Origin of the sequence: Streptomyces sp. NPDC006925 (genome assembly GCF_042869575.1) — a bacterium.
Lineage (GTDB): Bacteria > Actinomycetota > Actinomycetes > Streptomycetales > Streptomycetaceae > Streptomyces.
On sequence record NZ_JBIAGB010000013.1, the window covers coordinates 130598 to 149890 of the forward strand.

General features: G+C 71.9%; 17 protein-coding genes. 8 read left to right on the plus strand and 9 right to left on the minus strand.

All coding sequences use genetic code 11. The annotated features are described in order from the left end of the window. Positions 1 to 6: 6 nt before the first annotated feature. The 4 genes from ACFYNS_RS19265 to ACFYNS_RS19280 all read right to left on the minus strand — a co-directional run bounded on the left by ACFYNS_RS19265 (position 7) and on the right by ACFYNS_RS19280 (position 4003). Positions 7 to 1245, minus strand: a complete 1239-nt coding sequence (locus ACFYNS_RS19265) for a hypothetical protein (protein ID WP_388604017.1) — start codon at positions 1243 to 1245, stop codon at positions 7 to 9. Beyond that, positions 1227 to 2006: an ABC transporter ATP-binding protein gene (locus ACFYNS_RS19270; RefSeq protein ID WP_388604019.1), complete on the minus strand. Its 780-nt coding sequence runs from the start codon at positions 2004 to 2006 to the stop codon at positions 1227 to 1229. Before ACFYNS_RS19270 ends, ACFYNS_RS19265 begins: the two co-directional genes overlap by 19 nt. Before the next feature lie 144 nt (positions 2007 to 2150). Beyond that, positions 2151 to 3530, minus strand: a complete 1380-nt coding sequence (locus ACFYNS_RS19275; protein ID WP_388604021.1) for an aspartate aminotransferase family protein — start codon at positions 3528 to 3530, stop codon at positions 2151 to 2153. Further along, positions 3515 to 4003 carry an Lrp/AsnC family transcriptional regulator gene (locus tag ACFYNS_RS19280; RefSeq protein WP_388604023.1) on the minus strand — a complete coding sequence of 163 codons (489 nt, stop codon included), beginning with the start codon at positions 4001 to 4003 and terminating at the stop codon, positions 3515 to 3517. Before ACFYNS_RS19280 ends, ACFYNS_RS19275 begins: the two co-directional genes overlap by 16 nt. Positions 4004 to 4174: 171 nt before the next feature. Here ACFYNS_RS19280 and ACFYNS_RS19285 point away from each other — a divergent pair, with 171 nt between their 5' ends. Next, positions 4175 to 5608, plus strand: a complete 1434-nt coding sequence (locus tag ACFYNS_RS19285; protein ID WP_388604025.1) for a gamma-aminobutyraldehyde dehydrogenase — start codon at positions 4175 to 4177, stop codon at positions 5606 to 5608. Between the two features lie 141 nt (positions 5609 to 5749). Here ACFYNS_RS19285 and ACFYNS_RS19290 read toward each other — a convergent pair whose 3' ends face one another. From ACFYNS_RS19290 to ACFYNS_RS19300, 3 genes are all read right to left on the minus strand, one after another. Beyond that, complete coding sequence (locus ACFYNS_RS19290; protein ID WP_360302602.1) at positions 5750 to 6106, minus strand: zinc-ribbon domain-containing protein; 357 nt, start codon at positions 6104 to 6106, stop codon at positions 5750 to 5752. 72 nt (positions 6107 to 6178) lie between these two features. Further along, the gene (locus ACFYNS_RS19295) at positions 6179 to 6931 is read right to left on the minus strand and encodes a glycerophosphodiester phosphodiesterase (protein ID WP_388604027.1); all 753 of its coding nucleotides are present in this window, start codon (positions 6929 to 6931) and stop codon (positions 6179 to 6181) included. Continuing rightward, positions 6928 to 7965, minus strand: a complete 1038-nt coding sequence (locus tag ACFYNS_RS19300; protein WP_360302608.1) for an adenosine deaminase — start codon at positions 7963 to 7965, stop codon at positions 6928 to 6930. Before ACFYNS_RS19300 ends, ACFYNS_RS19295 begins: the two co-directional genes overlap by 4 nt. A gap of 118 nt (positions 7966 to 8083) precedes the next feature. On the opposite strand from ACFYNS_RS19300, the gene ACFYNS_RS19305 reads away from it, so the two are divergent. The 7 genes from ACFYNS_RS19305 (at position 8084) to ACFYNS_RS19335 (ending at position 16564) form a co-directional block, all read left to right on the plus strand. Continuing rightward, on the plus strand, positions 8084 to 8743 hold the full coding sequence (locus ACFYNS_RS19305; protein WP_388604029.1) for a DUF4190 domain-containing protein: 660 nt from the start codon (positions 8084 to 8086) through the stop codon (positions 8741 to 8743). Between the two features lie 288 nt (positions 8744 to 9031). Further along, positions 9032 to 10555: an aminobutyraldehyde dehydrogenase gene (locus tag ACFYNS_RS19310; protein ID WP_388604031.1), complete on the plus strand. Its 1524-nt coding sequence runs from the start codon at positions 9032 to 9034 to the stop codon at positions 10553 to 10555. A gap of 89 nt (positions 10556 to 10644) precedes the next feature. Then, a complete protein-coding gene (locus tag ACFYNS_RS19315; RefSeq protein ID WP_388604032.1) occupies positions 10645 to 11886 on the plus strand; it encodes a spermidine/putrescine ABC transporter substrate-binding protein in 1242 nt (413 codons plus the stop codon). A 48-nt stretch (positions 11887 to 11934) separates the two neighbouring features. After that, the gene (locus ACFYNS_RS19320) at positions 11935 to 13137 is read left to right on the plus strand and encodes an ABC transporter ATP-binding protein (protein WP_388604035.1); all 1203 of its coding nucleotides are present in this window, start codon (positions 11935 to 11937) and stop codon (positions 13135 to 13137) included. After that, positions 13134 to 14102 carry an ABC transporter permease gene (locus ACFYNS_RS19325; RefSeq protein WP_388604038.1) on the plus strand — a complete coding sequence of 323 codons (969 nt, stop codon included), beginning with the start codon at positions 13134 to 13136 and terminating at the stop codon, positions 14100 to 14102. The genes ACFYNS_RS19320 and ACFYNS_RS19325 overlap by 4 nt, the downstream gene beginning before the upstream one ends. Further along, entirely contained in the window at positions 14102 to 14959 is an 858-nt protein-coding gene (locus ACFYNS_RS19330; RefSeq protein WP_388604041.1) for an ABC transporter permease, read from the plus strand. The genes ACFYNS_RS19325 and ACFYNS_RS19330 overlap by 1 nt, the downstream gene beginning before the upstream one ends. A gap of 174 nt (positions 14960 to 15133) precedes the next feature. Continuing rightward, positions 15134 to 16564, plus strand: a complete 1431-nt coding sequence (locus tag ACFYNS_RS19335) for an NAD(P)/FAD-dependent oxidoreductase (RefSeq protein ID WP_388604043.1) — start codon at positions 15134 to 15136, stop codon at positions 16562 to 16564. A 39-nt stretch (positions 16565 to 16603) separates the two neighbouring features. Here ACFYNS_RS19335 and ACFYNS_RS19340 read toward each other — a convergent pair whose 3' ends face one another. Both ACFYNS_RS19340 and gabT read right to left on the minus strand, forming a co-directional pair. Further along, positions 16604 to 17287, minus strand: coding sequence for a phosphatase PAP2 family protein (locus tag ACFYNS_RS19340; RefSeq protein ID WP_360301263.1), 684 nt, complete (start codon positions 17285 to 17287; stop codon positions 16604 to 16606). A 578-nt stretch (positions 17288 to 17865) separates the two neighbouring features. Further along, positions 17866 to 19224 carry a 4-aminobutyrate--2-oxoglutarate transaminase gene (gabT, locus tag ACFYNS_RS19345; RefSeq protein ID WP_360301266.1) on the minus strand — a complete coding sequence of 453 codons (1359 nt, stop codon included), beginning with the start codon at positions 19222 to 19224 and terminating at the stop codon, positions 17866 to 17868. Positions 19225 to 19293: the final 69 nt, after the last annotated feature.

A 19293-nucleotide genomic window follows, 5' to 3' on the forward strand; every position in this document is an offset into this window, starting at 1 on the left:
GAGCGGTCAGCCCGGAGGCACCGCCGTGAACAGCCCGGCAGCCGCCACGAGCGGCGCGCACACCGCCGCTACGGCAGCGGCCCGCAGCAGCGCCACACCCCGGCCCAGTTGCCGCGGCGCCCCGAGCCGGTCCAGGAGCTCCCGCACAGGGGCACGGGCGCGCCGGACCCGGGCGAGCGCCGCCAGCCCGGCCGCGACCGCGCAGCATCCGGTCAGGGCTGCGGCGAGCCCCACCAGCGGGCCCGGAGCGGGCACCCCCGCCCCGGTCAGGTGGGCCCGGAAGACCGCCAGCAGCGCCGCGGCCACCGCGCTCAGCGCACCCAGCGGGCGCCCGACGAAGGCCGCTTCGCGGACCAAGGAGCGGCCGGCCAGCAGCCGCACCGGGCCCGGTCGCGCGGCGCCCAGCAGATGACCGCTCAACGCCACCAGCCCGGGGCCGGCCACCACCAGGCCCACTGCGACGAGGGCCCACCCGGCGGCGAACGGCGAGCCCGCCCCGGCGCCGGGGGATTCCGCCGGGTCCCAGGCGCCGCGGCCGGTGCCGCGCGCCGCATGCGCCGCCAGCAGCAGGCCCGCAGCGCCGGTCAGCAGGCCGGAGACTGTGTGCAGGGCGCTGCGCAGCAGTCCGGCGCGGCGCGAGGTGCCCGTACCGTCCCGCCGCCGGGCCGCGTCCCGGCGGCTGTCCGCGAAGCGCCGGGTGTCCGGGGGCGCGGGTGCGGCGGCGCCGGGCCGGGCACCCCAGGCGGCCGCGAGGGCGGCCACCACCGGGAGCGCGCTCAGCAGCGTCACGGCGGCGGGGACGGGGAGCGGGGGACCCTGCAGCGGCAGCAGGGCCGACGGGCGGGGCAGGTTCAGTACCGACAGCGAGCCGCTCGCGCTCTCGACGCCTCCCCGTACGGTCAGCAGCAGCGTCAGCGCGCTGCCCGCCAGGCCGGGTACCGCTGCGGTGCGTGCGGCCAGCAGCGGCAGCCGGGCGGGCCCCAGCCCGGCGGCGTGCAGGCCGAGCCGGGTCTCGGCCCGCGGTTCGGTGCGCCCGAGGACCGCGGCCAGGTGCGCGGTGGCGGCGAGCGGGATCAGGCACCACAGCAGTCGCATCAGGACGGCCGCCCGGTGGCCGGGGTGCTCCAGGGCGTAGGAGAGCGCGGCGAGCAGCAGCAGGCCGCCGCCGGCGGAGGCGCACACCAGCAGCAGGCGGAGCAGCAGCGCCGCGGGCGTCGCGGTGAGCGTCAGACGGAGAGTGAGCACGCTGCCGCGCCTTCCGGTCCTGCGGACACTGCGGCCGGCCCGCCGGGCGCGGGGGTGCGTGCCCGGCGGCCGTCGGCGAGGGCGACGATGCGGTCGGCGAGCGCGGCACCGGTCGCCTCCGCGGTGCGTGCCGCCTGGTCGAGTGCGAAGTCGTGCCCGGCGAGGAGGACCGTGATGCCCTGCGAGCGGGCGGCGGCGCTGAGCGCCCGCAGCACCTGGGCGCGGTCGGTCTGGTGCAGCGGTGCCGTGGGCTCGTCGGCGAAGAGCACCGTGGGGGAGTGGACCAGCGCCCGGGCCACGGCGATGCGCTGGCGCTGGGCCTGGCGGAGCGTGGGCGGTCGCTTTCCGGCGCAGTCCGCGACGTCCAGCCGCTCCAGCCAGGAGCATGCCGTGCTGCGAGCCGTGCGGTATCCGTCGCCCTGCAGCAGGAGGGGGAGCGCGGCGTTCTCCCAGGCGGTCAGTTCGGGGATGAGACGCGGGGTGCTGTCGATCCAGCCGAAGCGGTGCAGCCGCAGCCGCTCGCGCGCTGCCCGGCCGAGGGTGTGCACGGGAGCGCTGTTGAACCACACCTCGCCCTGGTCCGGCAGCACCTGGCCGGACATGCAGCGCAGCAGTGTGGTCTTCCCGCTGCCCCGCGGCCCTGTGACGGCGAGGATCTCGCCTTCCCGGACGCCGAGCGAGACGCCCTGCAGCGCGGGTGAGCCGTCGTGGGCGTAGTGCAGTCCTCGCGCCCAGAGCACGTCGTCCGGCGGGGCGGCCATGGGGCACCTCCACTCAACATCGCGAGCCGTCATTCCCTCTGGAGGGTGAAACGAGGGGCGGGGGCATCGGTCACTGGATCGATGCCCCCACCCCTCGTGCGGCCCTGTGCGGTGCTCCCGAAGGTGTCGCGCCGCGGGTGCGGCTCAGAGCTTCGTCCACGCCTCCGTGAGGACGGAGCGGAGAATCTGCTCGGCCTCGTCGAAGACCTTCTGGTCGGAGATCAGCGGCGGGGCGAGCTGGACGACCGGGTCGCCCCGGTCGTCGGCGCGGCAGTAGAGGCCGTTCTCGAAGAGCGCCTTGGACAGGAAGCCGTACAGGACGCGCTCGGACTCCTCCTCGGTGAACGTCTCCTTGGTGGCCTTGTCCTTGACGAGTTCGATGCCGTAGAAGAATCCGTTTCCCCGCACGTCGCCGACTATGGGCAGGTCGTGCAGCTTCTGCAAGGTGCTGAGGAAGTCGGCCTCGTTGTCGAGCACGTGCTGGTTGAGGCCCTCGCGCTCGAAGATGTCGAGGTTGGCCAGCGCGACCGCGGCCGAGACCGGGTGGCCGCCGAAGGTGTACCCGTGCAGGAAGGTGCTGTCACCGTGGTAGAAGGGCTCGGCGATCCGGTCGGAGATGACCGCGGCCCCTATCGGCGAGTAGCCGGAGGTCATGCCCTTGGCGCAGGTGATGATGTCGGGTACGTAGCCGAACTTGTCGCAGGCGAAGACGGTGCCCAGCCGTCCGAAGGCGCAGATCACCTCGTCCGACACGAGCAGCACGTCGTACTGGTCGCAGATCTCCCGGACCCGCTGGAAGTATCCGGGCGGCGGCGGGAAGCAGCCGCCCGCGTTCTGCACCGGCTCCAGGAAGACCGCGGCCACGGTCTCCGGGCCCTCGAAGAGGATCTGCTGCTCGATCTGGTCGGCGGCCCAGCGGCCGAACGCCTCGGGGTCGTCGCCGTGGATCGGGGCGCGGTAGATGTTGGTGTTGGGCACCTTGTGCGCGCCGGGGACCAGCGGCTCGTAGGGGGCCTTGAGCGCGGGCAGGCCGGTGATGGCGAGGGCACCCTGCGGGGTGCCGTGGTAGGCGACGGCGCGGGAGATGACCTTGTGCTTGAGCGGGTTGCCGGTCAGCTTGTGGTACTGCTTGGCCAGCTTCCACGCCGTCTCGACGGCCTCGCCGCCGCCGGTGGTGAAGAAGACCTTGTTCAGGTCGCCCGGGGCGTGCTGCGCGAGGCGCTCGGCCAGCTCGACGGCCTTGGGGTGCGCATAGGACCAGATGGGGAAGAAGGCGAGGTCCTGGGCCTGCTTGGTGGCGGCCTCGGCCAGTTCGGCGCGGCCGTGTCCCGCCTGTACGACGAACAGGCCCGCCAGACCGTCGAGGTAGCGCTTGCCGTCGGTGTCGTAGATGTAGACGCCCTCGCCGCGGGCGATCGTCGGAACCGGCGCGTTCTGGTACGACGACATGCGGGTGAAGTGCATCCACAGGTGGTCGTTGGCGGTGCGGGAGAGGTCCTTGCTCACTGTTATCGCGTTCCCCATGTGTAGGTCTGCTTGCGCAGCTTGAGGTAGACGAAGCTCTCCGTCGAGCGCACGCCCGGCAGGGTCCGGATGCGTTTGTTGATCAGTTCGAGGAGATGGTCGTCGTCGTGGCACACGATCTCGACGAGCAGGTCGAACGAGCCCGCCGCGATCACGACGTAGTCGACCTCGTCGATTCCGGCGAGCGCGTCGGCGACCGGTTCGACGTCCCCGTCGACCGTGATGCCGAGCATCGCCTGGCGCATGAAGCCGACGGTGAGCGGATCGGTCACGGCGACGATCTGCATGACGCCCTGCTCCTGGAGTTTCTGGACGCGCTGCCGCACGGCCGCCTCGGAAAGCCCGACGGCCTTGCCGATGGCGGCGTACGGGCGCCGTCCGTCCTCCTGGAGCTGTTCGATGATTGCCAGGGACACGGCATCCAGGGACGAGGAGCCTGCTGTCTTCTTCGAGTCGCGAGCCACGGGTGCCACTGTGCATGAGACATCCGCCGTCCCGCAACCCTTGAGCGATGTAATCCGCAGCCAATCGACTGACTAAGCACTGATTCCGTTGTTCAGTGGCGGTGGGCGTATCGAAAACGTTGCTCGGCCGGTTAGGGTGGCGGTCTCACCCATTGGACAACGGAGCAGGAGGGGTGCGAAGTGACCACCGAGCTGCGTCGACTGCGCAACTACATCGACGGGGAGTTCAGGGACGCCGCGGACGGCCGGACCACCGAGGTGGTCAACCCGGCGACGGGTGAGGCGTACGCCACGGCGCCGCTGTCCGGCGCCGCCGACGTCGACGCCGCGATGGCCGCCGCCGAGGCCGCCTTCCCCGCCTGGCGGGACGCCACGCCCGGCACCCGCCAGCAGGCCATCCTCAAGATCGCCGACGCGCTGGAGGCGCGCGCCGACGAGTTCCTCGCCGCCGAGTGCGAGAACTGCGGCAAGCCGCTGGAGCTGACCCGGCAGGAGGAGCTGCCGATGATGCTCGACCAGATCCGCTTCTTCGCGGGAGCGGCCCGGATGCTCGACGGCAAGGCGGCGGGCGAGTACATGGAGGGCCTGACCTCGTTCGTGCGGCGCGAGCCGATCGGCGTGTGCGCCCAGGTCGCCCCGTGGAACTACCCGGCGATGATGGCCGTGTGGAAGTTCGCCCCGGCTCTCGCGGCGGGCAACACGGTCGTGCTCAAGCCCTCGGACACCACCCCGGCCTCGACGGTCTTCCTGGCCGAGGTGATGGGCGCGATCCTGCCCAAGGGCGTCTTCAACGTGGTGTGCGGCGACCGGGACACCGGGCGGCTGCTCGTCGAGCACAAGACCCCGGCGATGGCCTCCATCACCGGCTCGGTGCGGGCCGGCATGGAGGTGGCCGCCAGCGGCGCGAAGGACCTCAAGCGCGTCCACCTGGAGCTGGGCGGCAAGGCCCCCTGCGTCGTCTTCGACGACGCCGACATCCCGGCGGCCGTCGAGGGCATCCGCGACGGCGGCTTCTTCAACGCCGGCCAGGACTGCACCGCGGCCACCCGGGTGCTCGTCCAGGAGGGCGTCCACGACGAGTTCGTGCAGGCGCTGGCCAAGGCCGCGGCCGAGGTGAAGACCGGCGACCTGAGCGACGAGGACTGCTTCTACGGCCCGCTGAACAACCCGACCCACCTGGAGAAGGTGGCGGGCTTCATCGACCGCCTCCCCGCGCACGCCAAGGTCGAGGCGGGCGGCGAGCGGGTCGGCGACAAGGGCTACTTCTACGCCCCCACCGTCGTCTCCGGCCTCAAGCAGGACGACGAGATCATCCAGAACGAGGTCTTCGGACCGGTGATCACCGTCCAGAAGTTCACCGACGAGGCGCAGGCGGTCGGGTGGGCCAACGACGTGGAGTACGCGCTGGCGTCCTCGGTGTGGACCACCGACCACGGCACCGCCATGCGGATGTCCAGGGTCCTGGACTTCGGCTGCGTGTGGATCAACACCCACATCCCGCTCGTCGCCGAGATGCCGCACGGCGGATTCAAGAAGTCCGGCTACGGCAAGGACCTGTCGATGTACGGGCTGGAGGACTACACGCGGGTCAAGCACGTCATGACGGCGCTGTGAGCCGACCCGGCGGTGGCGGCGGCCGTCTCCGCCGCCGGGCCACGGCCGCAGCCGCGACAGGCCCGCACCCCGACCGGGGTGCGGGCCTGCCCGCCGTCCGGGCGGCTCCCGCCGGAGCGGACCGGGACCGGACTCGGGGCTTCAGGACTGGTACGGGTTCTGCGGCCCGCGGTCCGCGAAGGGGTTCTGGCCGTGCGCGCCCGGCTGCTGCGGAACACCGGCCACCGCCTGCGGAGCCGCACCCGCGGCCGGCGCCGCGCCCTGGGCCTGGCCCAGCATCTGCTCGGCGCTCTCCTTGGAGATCTCGGTGTGTGCACCGCAGAAGGTGCACTGGAGGGAGTGCTTCGCGGGTGCGATCGGGAACAGCGGGATGAAGAAGAGCGAGAACTTCGTCACCCGCTTCCGCAGCGCGTGCGCGGCCGGGTTGCCGCAGAATCCGCAGAGCAGGTTGAGCATGGCGAGCTGCATCAGCTTGCTGCTGGTACCGAAGATGATCACGGTGGTTCCATTCACGAGTGCGTAGCGAGCGGACAAGAGCCAATCACCCGCCGACGTCCTCCGGAAGCCGGTTCATGTAACAGGCGTGCGCCAACTCCGTGCGCGCCGCGGGCTGTCCAGCGCGCGCACCAGCCGCGCGACGTGGTTGGTGGTGATCCCGTCGACCCCCAGCGCGGCGAGCCTGCGCATGGTGCGTACCCGGTCGGCCGTCCACGCGGAGACCAGCCGCCCGTCCGCGTGCGCGCGGTCGACCAGCTCCGGGGTGAGCAGCCCGAAGCGGTAGTTCAGCCAGCGCGGCCGCAGCTCCGCGAGCAGCGTCGGCCGCACCGGAGCCGCGCGCTCCCAGGTGAGCGCCAACTCGGCGCCCGGCGACACGGCGCGCACCCGCCGCATCGCCTCCGGGCCGCCGCAGAAGTAGACGCGGCCGGCCGCGTCCGCGGCCCGCACGGCTGCGACAGCGGCCGCCACCGCACCGGGATCGGGCAGATCGACCAGGGTGCGGACCTCGCTGGTGGCCGCGAGCGCGTCGCAGAGCGAAGGGACGCCGGGAGCCAGCGCCGTCAGCCGCTCACGGGTGACCGCGGCCACGGCGGTGTCGAGCCCCCACAGCCGCTCCAGGGTGCGGTCGTGCAGCACCACGGGCACCCCGTCCCGGGTGAGTCGTACATCCAGCTCCACGGCGTCGGCCCCCGCGGCCACTGCGGCTCGGAAGGACGGCAGGGTGTTCTCGCGCGCCGCCCAGGGGGCGCCCCGGTGCGCCACCGCGGCCGGCCTGCGGCCGGAGGAAGCCGCAGGCCGGTCCGTTCCGGCCGCCTCTCCGGTCACCCCGTACGCTGCCAGGCTGCCAGGTGGGCGTCGATCTCCTCGCACAGCCGGGCCTTGCCGCCCTCGTCCAGGAAGGACACCCGCACCGCGTTCCTGGCCAGCGCCGCCACACCCGCCGCGTCCAGGCCCAGCAGCTTCGCCGCGATGCCGTACTCGGTGTTGAGGTCGGTGCCGAACATCGGCGGGTCGTCGCTGTTGATGGTGACCAGCACCCCGGCCTTGACCATCTCGGCGACGGGGTGGTCGGCCAGGGACTCCACCGCGCGGGTCGCGATGTTCGAGGTCGGACAGACCTCCAGCGGAATCCCGCGCTCGGCCAGGTGCTCCAGCAGCCGCGGGTCCTGGACGGCGCTGGTGCCGTGGCCGATGCGCTCGGCCCGCAGCGAGGTGAGCGCGTCCCAGATCGTGCCCGGACCCGTCGTCTCCCCCGCGTGCGGGACGCTGTGCAGCCCGGTGGCCAGTGCCCGGTCGAAGTAGGGCTTGAACTGCGGGCGGGGCACCCCGATCTCCGGACCGCCGAGCCCGAAGGAGACCAGCCCGTCCGGGGCCAACGCGGTGGCGATCCGCGTCGTCTCCTCGGCCGCCTCCAGTCCCGCCTCGCCCGGGATGTCGAAGGTCCAGCGCAGCACCACGCCCAGTTCCCGCTCGGCGGAGCGGCGGGCGTCCTCGATGGCCTCCAGGAAGGCGCCGTCGGGGATGCCGCGGCTCACGGAGCTGTAGGGCGTCACGGTCAGTTCCGCGTACCGGATCGACTGCCGCGCCATGTCGCGGGCGATCTCGTAGGTCAGCAGGCGTACGTCCTCGGCGTCCCTGACCAGGTCCACGACCGAGAGGTAGACCTGGATGAAGTGCGCGAAGTCGGTGAACGTGAAGTAGTCGGCGAGGGCCTCGGGGTCCGTCGGCACGCCCGCCTCCGGATGGCGGGCCGCGAGTTCGGCCACGATCCGCGGCGAGGCGGAGCCGACATGGTGCACATGCAGCTCTGCCTTGGGCAGCCCCGCGATGAAGGCGGCCAGATCTGAGGATTCGGACAAGGGGTGCCTCCGGCTCCGTTGCGGTCCCGGTCATCGTAGGCGCCCCGGTGCCGGACGTGGTGTCCGAGCTGCCGCATAGCATGAAGTGAAGGGACCATGCGGAAGGAGAGGGGACGCGATGGACAAGGGGGCGGGACCGCTGCCGCCTGCCGGAGCGCCCGGGCAGCCGAGCGGGGGGAGCGACGACGGTCAGGGGAGCGGGAAGCCGCCTCCGATACCCCCGGCGCCGGACGGCCCGGGCCGCTCCTACGGCGTACCGCCCGCGGCGGGGTACCCACAGGGCGGGCCCGCGGCGCCGGGGCCGCAGGGCGGCTACGGCGGCGGGCCACCGGGGTACGGCACGACGGGCGGATATCCGGGCTACGGCGCCCAGCCCGGCGGCGGCTACGGCTCGGGAGCCTACGCGCCGTACGGCTGGTACGGACCGCCGCCGCCGGTCGGCAAATCCGTGGCCGCCATGGTGGTCGGTATCGGCAGCGTGGTGCTGGTCCTCACCTGCTGGGGAAGTTTCCTCGCCGTCCTCTCCTCCCCGGTCGCGCTGGTCCTCGGCGTCAGCGCGCGGCGCGCGGTGGCCAGGGGGGAGCAGGGCGGCAGCGGGCAGGCGACGGCGGGGTTCGTCCTCGGTATCGTCGGACTGGCGCTGGCGGTGCTCGTCAGCACGTTCCTGATCCTCGGCCTGACGCTCTGGTCGGACGATTCCGGCGGCGGGCCGGGGGGTGGTGACGGCGGCTCCTTCGACGCGCGGGGCGCCCGTGCGCCGGTCGCGGCGGTGCGCTGAGCGGACTTCCCGAGCAGCACGACAAGGGGCGGCCTTCCGCACTCCGCGGAAGGCCGCCCCTTGTCTTGCCTCGCCTCGCCCGCGCGGGGCCTCAGCAAGAGGTAGAGGCCCGACGGGAGTATCGATTCCGTGGCGTAATCAAAAGATAACTACGGAATCCCTTGTTGGATGCGCAAAGCCCTGTCAGGATCTGCTGCCAACAGCGGCCTGTGCCACGGTGCCGCATCATGCGCACCGTGCCGCGGAGCTGCCGGAGCACGCCGCACCCCGCAGTGGTCAGGAGTCCCGATGGTCCAGCGCTTCGATGTGTCCGAGCGGTTCGCCGCAGGCGCCCAGTACGTCGCCGGCAGGCTCGGCCCCGGCACGTCGGGCCGCTCGCACGCCATCGTGGACCCCGCGACGGGCGAGGAGGTCCACCGGTTCGAGCTGGCCGGCGTGGCCGACGTCGACGCGGCGGTCCGCGCCGCCCGCGCGGCCTTCCCCGGCTGGGCGGGCGCCACTCCCGCCGAGCGCTCGGAGGCCATGCACCGCTGGGCCGCCCGGCTCGCCGAACTGACCGACGAATTCGTGTACGCCGAATCGCTGCAGTGCGGCAAACCGCTCAAGCTCTCCGCCGAGTTCGACGTCCCGGGCTCCTTCGACAACGTCGCCTTCTTCGCGGGCGCCGCCCGCCACCTCGCCGGTGCGGCGGCCGCCGAGTACAGCGGGGAGCACACCTCCTCCGTCCGGCGGGAGCCGCTGGGCGTCATCGGCTCCATCGCTCCGTGGAACTACCCGCTGCAGATGGCGGCCTGGAAGATCCTCCCGGCCGTCGCGGCGGGCAACACCATCGTCCTCAAGCCCTCCGAGCTCACGCCCCTCACCTCCGTGATGTTCGCGCAGGCCGCGGAGGAGGCGGGGGTCCCGGCCGGGGTGATCAACATCGTCACCGGCGCCGGGCCGGAGGCGGGCGAGGCGCTCGTCGCCCACCCCGGGGTGGCCATGACCTCCTTCACCGGCTCCACGGCCGTCGGCAGGCGGGTGGCCGAGATCGCCACCACCGCCTCCCGTCCCGCCAAGCGCCTGCACCTCGAACTCGGCGGCAAGGCGCCGTTCCTGGTGTTCGACGACGCGGACCTGGCCGCGGCGGCACACGGCGCGGTCGCGGGCGCCCTGATCAACAGCGGTCAGGACTGCACAGCGGCGACCCGCGCCTACGTCCAGCGCCCGCTCTACGACGCTTTCGTGGGCGCTGTCGCCGAACTGATGAACGAGGTGCGCGTCGGCGACCCGTTCGCGGCGGACACGGACCTGGGCCCGCTGATCTCCCATACACAACGCGACCGGGTGGCCGGCTTCGTCGACCGGGCCCGCTCCTACGCCACGGTCGTCACCGGGGGCGAGGCGCCAGGCGGAGAACTCGCCCGCGGCGCCTACTACCGTCCGACGCTCCTCACCGACGCACCGCAGGACAGCGAGGCCGTCCAGCAGGAGATCTTCGGCCCGGTGCTCGTCGTACTGCCCTTCGACACCGACGACGAGGGGATCGCGCTGGCCAACGACACGCCCTACGGGCTCGCCGCCTCCGCCTGGAGCCGGTCGGTCTTCCGCACCGGGCGCGCCGCGCGAGAGCTCCAGGCCGGCTGCGTGTGGCTCAACGACCACATCCCGATCATCAGCGAGATGCCGCACGGCGGATACAAGGCGTCCGGCTACGGCAAGGACATGTCCGCCTTCTCGTTCGAGGAGTACACCCAGATCAAGCACGTGATGGCGGAGACGACCGGCACCGTGCGCAAGGACTGGCACCGTACGGTCTTCGGCGACCGCTGACGCCCCGGCCTGCGCCGGCAGCACCCACCGCCGCCCCGGGGTGCCCGACCCCGATCCCGCCCCGCCCCCTCCCAGGAAGGCGGTCCCCCATGGACCTGTTCGAAGGACTGCCGGAGCCCGTCGCCAAGGCGTGGGAACGCAGTCTGACCGGTGGCCGCGCCGCGATGTCCCGGCGCCGGCTGCTGCGCGCCGCCTCCCTCGCCGCGGCCGGCTCCACCCTCGCCGCGTGCGGAATCCCGCCCGCGGCGGGCAACAAGAGCGGCAACGCGCCCGAGGACGCTCCCGACCACTCCCGCGAGGAGAAGGTCCTCAACTTCGCCAACTGGCCCCTGTACATCGACGTCGACGAGAAGAACAAGAAGAAGCGTCCCACTCTCGACCGCTTCGAGCGCGAGAGCGGGATCAAGGTGAAGTACATCGAGGACATCAACGACAACAACGAGTTCTACGGCAAGATCAAGCCGCAGCTCGCCGCAGGCCAGGACACCGGCCGCGACCTGGTGTGCCTCACCGACTGGATGGCCGGCCGCATCATCCGGCAGGGCTGGGCGCAGCGCCTGGATCCGGCGAACCTGCCGCACGCCGTCACCAACCTGGAGGACCGTTTCCGCGCGGCCGCCCACGACCCCGGACGGCAGTACAGCTACCCGTGGGCGGGCACGGCCTGCGTCGTCGCGTACAACAAGAAGGCCACCAAGGGGAAGAAGGTCACCAGCGTCACCCAACTGCTGGAGGACGATTCCCTCAAGGGCCGGATATCCATGCTGACGGAGATGACCGACACCATCGGGCTGACCATGCTCGACATGGGCGTCGACTCCGAGCACTTCTCGGCGGACGACTTCGACGCCGCCGTCGCCCGCATCCAGAGGGCCGTCGACCGCAGACAGCTGCGACGCTTCAGCGGCAACGACTACATGGACGAACTCAACTCCGGTGACATCGCCGCCTGCCTGGCGTGGGCCGGCGACGTCGTACAGCTCCAGCTCGACAACCCGGACGTGGAGTTCGCCGTCCCCGACAAGGGATACCTCTTCGGCACGGACGACCTGCTCGTTCCCGCCAAGGCCCGGCACCGCAGCAATGCCGAGGCACTGATCGACTATTACTACCGGCCCAAGGAGGCCGCCGAGCTGGCCGCCTGGGTCAACTACATCTGCCCGGTCACCGGCGCCCAGGCCGAGATGGAGAAGATCGACAAAGAGCTGGCCGACGCTCCGCTGATCTTCCCCGACGCGCGAATGATCGCCAAGGGAAAGAACTTCCGGCCGATGAGCGCCAAGGAAGAAGCCCGCTACGAGGGGAAGTTCTCCAAGCTCATCGGGGCCTGAGCCGCCCGCGTCCCTGTCCGCGCCAGCCCGCATCCCCGAGGACCGGCCATGACCATCACTCTTTCCGGTATCAGCAAGACCTTCGGCGACGTCACCGCCGTCCAGCCGCTCGACCTCACCGTTCCCGAGGGGACGTTCTTCGCCCTGCTGGGCGCCTCCGGCTGCGGCAAGACCACCACACTGCGCATGATCGCGGGACTGGAGGAGCCGACCTCCGGCAGCATCCTGCTGGGCGACGAGGACATCACCCACCTCCCGCCCCACAAACGCCCCGTCAACACCGTCTTCCAGAACTACGCGCTCTTCCCGCACCTGGACGTCGCCGAGAACATCGCCTTCGGACTGCGCCGCCGCGGGGTGAAGTCGGTACGCAAGCGGGTCACGGAGATGCTCGACCTCGTCCAGCTCGGTGACATGGCCCGCCGCAGACCCCGGCAGCTCTCCGGCGGACAGCAGCAGCGCGTCGCCCTCGCCCGGGCCCTGATCAACCGCCCCCAGGTCCTGCTCCTGGACGAGCCGCTGGGCGCCCTGGACCTGAAGCTGCGCCGCCAGATGCAACTCGAGCTCAAGCGCATCCAGACCGAGGTCGGCATCACCTTCGTGCACGTCACCCACGACCAGGAAGAGGCCATGACCATGGCCGACGGCGTCGCCGTGATGCACGGCGGACGCGTCGTCCAACTCGGGCCGCCCGCCGAGCTGTACGAGAACCCGCGCTCCACCTTCGTCGCCAACTTCCTGGGCACCTCCAACCTGATCGAGGCCGAACTGCTCTCCGGCGCCGCCGTGCCCGGCGGCGAGGCGACGGAGGCGGGTGCCGCGAACAGTTCCCCGGACGGCGCCGGAGACGGCACCGAGGTGCGGGTCGAGGTGGTGGAGACCGGCGCCCCGCTCCGGCTGCCCGTGGCCCGCTGTTCCGCCGAGGGCCTGCACCCGGGCGGCAGAGTGCTGGTCGGCGTGCGGCCGGAGAAGATCTCCCTCGCCCGCACCGACGAGACGGGCACGGTCCCGCCGGAGGTACCCGACGGCCGAAACCGGCTCACCGGCCGGATCCGGGAAGCCAGCTACCTGGGCGTCTCCTGGCAGTACCTCGTCGAGACCCCGACCTGCGAACTCACCGTCTACGAGCAGAACGTGGAGCGCGACAGCCGACTCGCGCCGGGCGCGCACGTCGTACTGCACTGGCGACCCGCTCACACCTTCGCGCTGGACGCGGACCAGGACGCGCGCGCGGGGGAGGAGGCCCTGTGACCGCCGTGGCCACACCCCCGCCCACCGGCCCCGCGCCCGGTGCGGCGCCGGGCACCGGCCAGGATCCCGGTACCGCGGACTCCGCAGCCGGCGGCCGGCGGTCGCGGCGCGGGCTGACCCCGTACTGGCTGCTGCTGCCCGCCGGTCTCTGGCTCGCGGTCTTCTTCGTCGCCCCGCTCTTCTACCAGGCATCCACCTCGGTGCAGAGCGGCTCGCTGGAGGAGGGCTTCCGCGTCACCTGGCAGTTCTCGAACTACACCGACGCGCTGGGCACCTACGGCGAACACTTCCTCCGCTCGTTCGGCTACGCGGCCGTCGCGACGACACTGTGCCTGCTCATCGGCTATCCGCTGGCGTACATGATCGCCGTCCGGGCCGGGCGCTGGCGCAATCTGCTCCTGGTCCTGGTGATCGCGCCGTTCTTCACCAGCTTCCTCATCCGTACCCTGGCCTGGAAGACGATCCTCTCCGACGGCGGCCCGGTCGTGGCCGTCCTGAGCTCCCTGCACATCCTGGATGTGACCAGTTGGCTGGGACTGACCGGTGACGACCGCGTTCTGGCCACCCCGCTCGCCGTGGTCTGCGGGCTGACGTACAACTTCCTGCCGTTCATGATCCTGCCGCTCTACAGCTCCCTGGAGCGGATGGACACCTCGCTGCTCGAAGCAGCCCAGGACCTGTACGCCACGCCGTCGACGACGTTCCGGAAGGTGACCTTCCCGCTCTCGCTCCCCGGTGTGGTCGCGGGCACGCTGCTCACCTTCATCCCGGCATCCGGCGACTACATCAACGCCCAGCTCCTGGGATCGCCCAACGAGCAGATGGTCGGCAACGCCATCCAGAAGCAGTTCCTGAACGTTCTCGACTACCCGACGGCGGCAGCGATGTCCTTCATCCTGATGGCGCTCATCCTGATCATGGTCAGCGGCTACCTGCGCAAGGCGGGAACGGAGGAACTCGTCTGATGTCCCCGACCTCTGCTTCGGCCCCGGCTGCGCCTGCTGCGGCCCGCCCCGGGCCGCTCGCCGCCGCACTGCGGCTGCTGCGCCGGAACGCCGTCGTCCTGGTGGGATGCGCGGCCCTGGCCTATCTGCTGGTGCCCAACCTGGTCGTCCTGCTGTTCTCCTTCAACAAGCCGGCCGGCCGCTTCAACTACACCTGGCGCACCTTCTCCACCGACGCCTGGACCGACCCCTGCAGCGTCGCCGGGATGTGCAACGCGCTGGGGCTCAGCCTGCAGATCGCGGCGCTGGCCACACTGATCGCCACGGCCTTCGGCACGTTCGCCGCCTTCGCACTGGCGCGATACCGCTTCCGGGGCAAGAGCACCACCAACGCACTGATCTTCCTGCCGATGGCCATGCCCGAAGTCGTGATGGGCGCCTCGCTCGGCACGCTCTTCCTCAACACCCGCGTCGAATTCGGGTTCATGACGATTCTGATCGCGCACGTCATGTTCTGCCTGAGCTTCGTCGTGGTCGCCGTCAAGGCCCGGGTGATGAGCATGGACCCCCGTCTGGAGGAAGCCGCCCGCGACCTCTACGCGGGACCCTTCCAGACGTTCTGGCGCGTCACCCTGCCGCTCGCCGCACCGGGAATCGCCTCCGGCGCCATGCTCAGCTTCGCCCTGTCGTTCGACGACTTCATCATCACCCAGTTCAACGCGGGTCCCTCGACGGTCACCTTCCCCATGTTCGTCTGGGGCGCGGCACAACGCGGGGTCCCGGTGCAGGTCAACGTGATCGGCTCGGCGATGTTCGGGCTGGCGCTGGTGATCGTCCTGGTAGGGCAGCTCGCGGCCGGCCGCCGCGGAAAGCCCTGACCATCGCACTCCGGTGCACTGCCCGCGACCAGCGCCGGCGCTCCGACCACCCTGCCCGGCCCCGCGCCGGACGTACGACCCGGCGCCACCCCTGCCGTGTGCCGCGCGGGGCACCCTAAGAAGGACGACCATGAACGACACCGGGACCGCACACCCGAGTACGACGAGGAGCCGATGACCATGAGTGACGCCGTGGCTGCTCCCGTTGCCCTCCGCTCCCTCGCCGACGCCCAGCCCACCCCCTTCTGGCTGGACGACCCGGCCCACCGCCCCGAGCGCCACCCGGCACTCGTCGGCTACGAGCACTGCGACCTGCTGGTGGTGGGAGGCGGCTACAGCGGCCTGTGGACCGCACTGCTCGCCAAGGAACGGGACCCCGCCCGCGACGTGGTGCTCGTCGAGAGCGAGGAGGTCGGCTGGGCCGCCTCAGGACGCAACGGCGGCTTCTGCGCGGCCTCGCTCACCCACGGTTTCGGCAATGGCCTCGCCCGCTGGCCCGAGGAGATCACCGAACTCGAACGCTTGGGCCGGCGCAACCTGGACGCCATCGAGGAAGCCGTCTCCCGCTACGCCATCGACTGCGACTTCGAGCGCACCGGCGAAATCTCCCTGGCCACCGAGCCCCACCAGGTCGCCGAACTGGAGGAATGGGCGCAGCAGGCCGGGGCACTCGGCGTGGGCGACGGGCTGACCCTGCTCGACCGGGACGCGGTACGCGCCGAGGCCGACTCGCCGACCTTCCTGGCCGGACTCTGGGACCGCACCGGAGTCGCCATGGTCAACCCCGCTCGCCTCGCCTGGGGGCTCAAGCGCGCCTGCGAACAGGCCGGCGTCCGCATCCACGAACACACCCCCGCGACCCGGCTGGACACCCGCGGCGCCCAGATCACCGTCGGCACCCCCTACGGCCGGGTGCGCGCCCGCAGCGTCGCCCTGGGCACCAACGCCTTCCCCTCCCTGCTGCGCCGGGTGCGGCCCTACATCGCCCCCGTCTACGACTACGCGCTGATGACCGAACCGCTCGACGAGCAGCAGCGGGCGGCGATCAACTGGCACAACCGCCAGGGCCTCAGCGACAGCGCCAACCACTTCCACTACTTCCGGATCACCACGGACAACCGCATCCTGTGGGGCGGCTACGACGTCCTCTACCACTACGGCAGCCGGATCTCCCGCGACTACCATCAGCGACCCGAGACCTTCGCCAAGCTCGCCCAGCATTTCTTCCGCTGCTTCCCGCAACTCGAGGGAGTGCGCTTCACCCACAGCTGGGGCGGCGTCATCGACACCTGCTCGCGCTTCTCCCCGTTCTTCGGCACCGCAGCCGACGGCCGCGTCGGCTACGCCGCGGGCTTCACCGGGCTCGGCGTCGGTGCCACTCGGTTCGGTGCCGAGGTCATGCTCGACCTGCTCGCGGGCGAGCGCACCGAGCGCACCGCACTGCGGATGGTGCGCAAGAAGCCGCTCCCGTTCCCGCCGGAGCCGGTCCGCTGGGCCGGGATCGGCCTCACCCAGTGGTCGCTGGCCCGCTCCGACGCGCATGCCGGACGGCGCAACCTGTGGCTGAAGGCCATGGACAAGGTGGGCATGGGCTTCGACAGCTGACGGTGCCGCCTGCGTCCACGGGAGGGTGCCCGCCGTACGTCAGCTCGCGGCCGGCGGCGTACGGCGGGTGCGCGGTGGGCTCCGGTCGGTCGGCATCCCGCTGCCGTGCGGCTGGTTCCGCTCGGTGTGCGGCAGGCGGGCGCCGGGCCCCGGCCGGTGTGCGGCCGTGCAGGCCGCACACAGCAGCAGCACGCTCAGACACCAGCCCGCCAGCACATCCAGCGGCCAGTGGTACCCCCGCCACACCAGCCCGAGGCCGTTCCCGACGACCAGGGCGGCGACCAGCGCCCCCGCCGCACGGCGTGCGGCACGGGAGAGCCCGCCGCTCAGCAGGAGCAGCGCGCCGCCGAGCGCCGCCGCCGTGGTGGCGGCGTGCCCCGACGGATAGAAGCCCCCACCGCCGGACGGACCGGCGCGGTCCGTCCACACCTTCAGGCCCAGCACAAGGGGAACCATCAGCGCCACGACCGCCCCGTAGCAGGCCACCGGCCACCAGCGGCGGCCTCCCGAACGCAGCAGCGCCAGCGCCATCGCGGCGGCGAGCAACGGCAGCGCCACCTCCGGATTGCCCAGATCCGAGAGCGCCTCGGCCGGCACCTGCGGGGGCGCCGCCCGGCGCACGGCCGCGCCCAGCTCCTCGTCCCGGCCCACCAGCGCGCCCTCCACCAGCACCTGCCAGGTGCCCAGAAGCAGTACGAGAGCGCACAGGCCGCAGGCCGACATCAGCAGCGGACGACGACGGCGCGGTGCTCCGGAGCCCGGAGGGGGTGTGAGCGTGGCCGGCCGCCCGGGAACCGGGGGGACAGTTCCAGGGCGGCCGTGTCGACCGGGTTCCCGCCGGTCCCGGGGGGTGTGGGACAAGCGGCTATCCGATCGGTGAGGAACGTGCGCGAGGGCACGACCGGGCCTGTCTTGGGGAGCGACCGGCTCGGACCGGGAACCCGGAGGTGGCCCTCCGCGCCTCCCGGCGACTCCAGAAACCGTACGGCAGCGGCTCGGGCCCCGACAGGCGCATTACGCACCGGACATCGGCCCCGCACACATTCTTCACCGGTGCTGCTCCCCTGCTGGTCACCGCCTGCTCGGGCGGTACGCGGCGCCGGTACGCGCGCGTCCCGGCCACGCTACCGGGCCCGGACGCGGTCGCGGGGAGGACCGGTCGCGCGGGGCGGCCGGTCCTCCCCGTCTCCCGGCGCGGTGGCGCGCGCGGCGCGCCGTTCGGCCGAAACGCCGTGAGCCGCCGACCGGTGGGAAGAACCGGCCGACGGCTCGTTCAGAAGGGCTCTGGGAGCCCTCGGCCCTCACAGGCCGGCGACTGCCTCCTCCAGGACGTCCAGGCCCTCGTTGAGCAGGTCCTCGCCGATGACCAGCGGCGGCAGGAAGCGTACGACGTTGCCGTAGGTGCCGGTCGTCAGGACGAGCAGGCCCTGCTGGTGGCAGGCCTTCGCGAGCGCGGCGGTGGCCTCCGGGTTGGGCTCCTTGCCGCCCGGCTTCACCAGCTCGACGGCGAGCATGGCGCCCCGGCCGCGGACATCGCCGATGATCTCCGAGCTCTCCGCCAGCTTCTCCAGCCGCGGCTTCATGATCTCCTCGATGCGCCGGGCCTTGGCGGGAAGGTCGAGCTCGCGCATCGTCTCGATCGACCCGAGCGCCGCCGCGCACGCCACCGGGTTGCCGCCGTAGGTGCCGCCCAGGCCGCCGCTGTGCGCAGCGTCCATGATGTCGGCCCGGCCGGTGACCGCGGCGAGCGGCATGCCGCCCGCGATGCCCTTCGCGGTGGTGATCAGGTCGGGCACGAGGCCCTCGTCCTCGCAGGCGAACCACTGGCCGGTGCGGCAGAAGCCGGACTGGATCTCGTCCGCGACGAAGACGATGCCGTTGTCCCGCGCGAACTGCTGGACGCGCGGCAGGAAGCCCTTGGCCGGGACGATGAAGCCGCCCTCGCCCAGCACCGGTTCGATGATGATCGCGGCGACGTTGTCCGGGCCGATCTGCTTGGTGATCTGGTCGATCGCCTGGGCGGCTGCCTCCTCGGCGCAGTTCTCCGGGCCGGTCAGCCAGCGGTAGGGGTAGGCGACCGGGACGCGGTAGACCTCGGGCGCGAACGGGCCGAAGCTGTGCTTGTACGGCATGTTCTTCGAGGTGAGCGCCATCGTCAGGTTGGTGCGGCCGTGGTAGCCGTGGTCGAACACCACGACGGCCTGGCGGCCGGTGTGCGCGCGGGCGATCTTGACGGCGTTCTCCACCGCCTCGGCGCCGGAGTTGAACAGCGCGCTCTTCTTGGCATGGTCGCCCGGGGTGACCGCGGCCAGCTCCTCGCAGACCCGCACGTAGGGCTCGTAGGGAACGACCATCGCGCAGGTGTGGGTGAAGTCGTTGAGCTGCTCCGTCGCCCGGCGCACGACCGCCTCGGCGCTGTTGCCGACCGAGGTCACGGCGATACCGGAGCCGAAGTCGATGAAGGAGTTGCCGTCCACGTCCTCCAGGACGCCGCCGCCGGCGCGGCGCGCGAAGACCGGCAGCACCGTCCCGATGCCGTTGGCGACCGAGGCCTGCTTGCGGGCCATCAGCTCCTGCGACACGGGCCCGGGGACAGCGGTGACCACACGCCGCTCCTGGGGGAGGGAAGGCCCTCCGGACAGTTCTGTCTTTCCGGTCATAGCGCACTCCTCGGGAGGAACGGGTGTCTGGCACTTCGCAGGCTAGGGGCACGCGGACGGAGGACACAT

What these genes read in the sequence shown, in the direction of transcription:
- ACFYNS_RS19270 (WP_388604019.1), bottom strand. Translation starts at nt 2,006, where the DNA reads ATGGCCGCCCCGCCGGACGACGTGCTCTGGGCGCGAGGACTGCACTAC.
- ACFYNS_RS19275 (WP_388604021.1), bottom strand. Translation starts at nt 3,530, where the DNA reads ATGGGGAACGCGATAACAGTGAGCAAGGACCTCTCCCGCACCGCCAAC.
- ACFYNS_RS19305 (WP_388604029.1), top strand. Translation starts at nt 8,084, where the DNA reads ATGGACAAGGGGGCGGGACCGCTGCCGCCTGCCGGAGCGCCCGGGCAG.
- ACFYNS_RS19310 (WP_388604031.1), top strand. Translation starts at nt 9,032, where the DNA reads ATGGTCCAGCGCTTCGATGTGTCCGAGCGGTTCGCCGCAGGCGCCCAG.
- ACFYNS_RS19315 (WP_388604032.1), top strand. Translation starts at nt 10,645, where the DNA reads ATGGACCTGTTCGAAGGACTGCCGGAGCCCGTCGCCAAGGCGTGGGAA.
- ACFYNS_RS19320 (WP_388604035.1), top strand. Translation starts at nt 11,935, where the DNA reads ATGACCATCACTCTTTCCGGTATCAGCAAGACCTTCGGCGACGTCACC.
- ACFYNS_RS19330 (WP_388604041.1), top strand. Translation starts at nt 14,102, where the DNA reads ATGTCCCCGACCTCTGCTTCGGCCCCGGCTGCGCCTGCTGCGGCCCGC.
- ACFYNS_RS19335 (WP_388604043.1), top strand. Translation starts at nt 15,134, where the DNA reads ATGACCATGAGTGACGCCGTGGCTGCTCCCGTTGCCCTCCGCTCCCTC.
- ACFYNS_RS19340 (WP_360301263.1), bottom strand. Translation starts at nt 17,287, where the DNA reads ATGTCGGCCTGCGGCCTGTGCGCTCTCGTACTGCTTCTGGGCACCTGG.
- gabT (WP_360301266.1), bottom strand. Translation starts at nt 19,224, where the DNA reads ATGACCGGAAAGACAGAACTGTCCGGAGGGCCTTCCCTCCCCCAGGAG.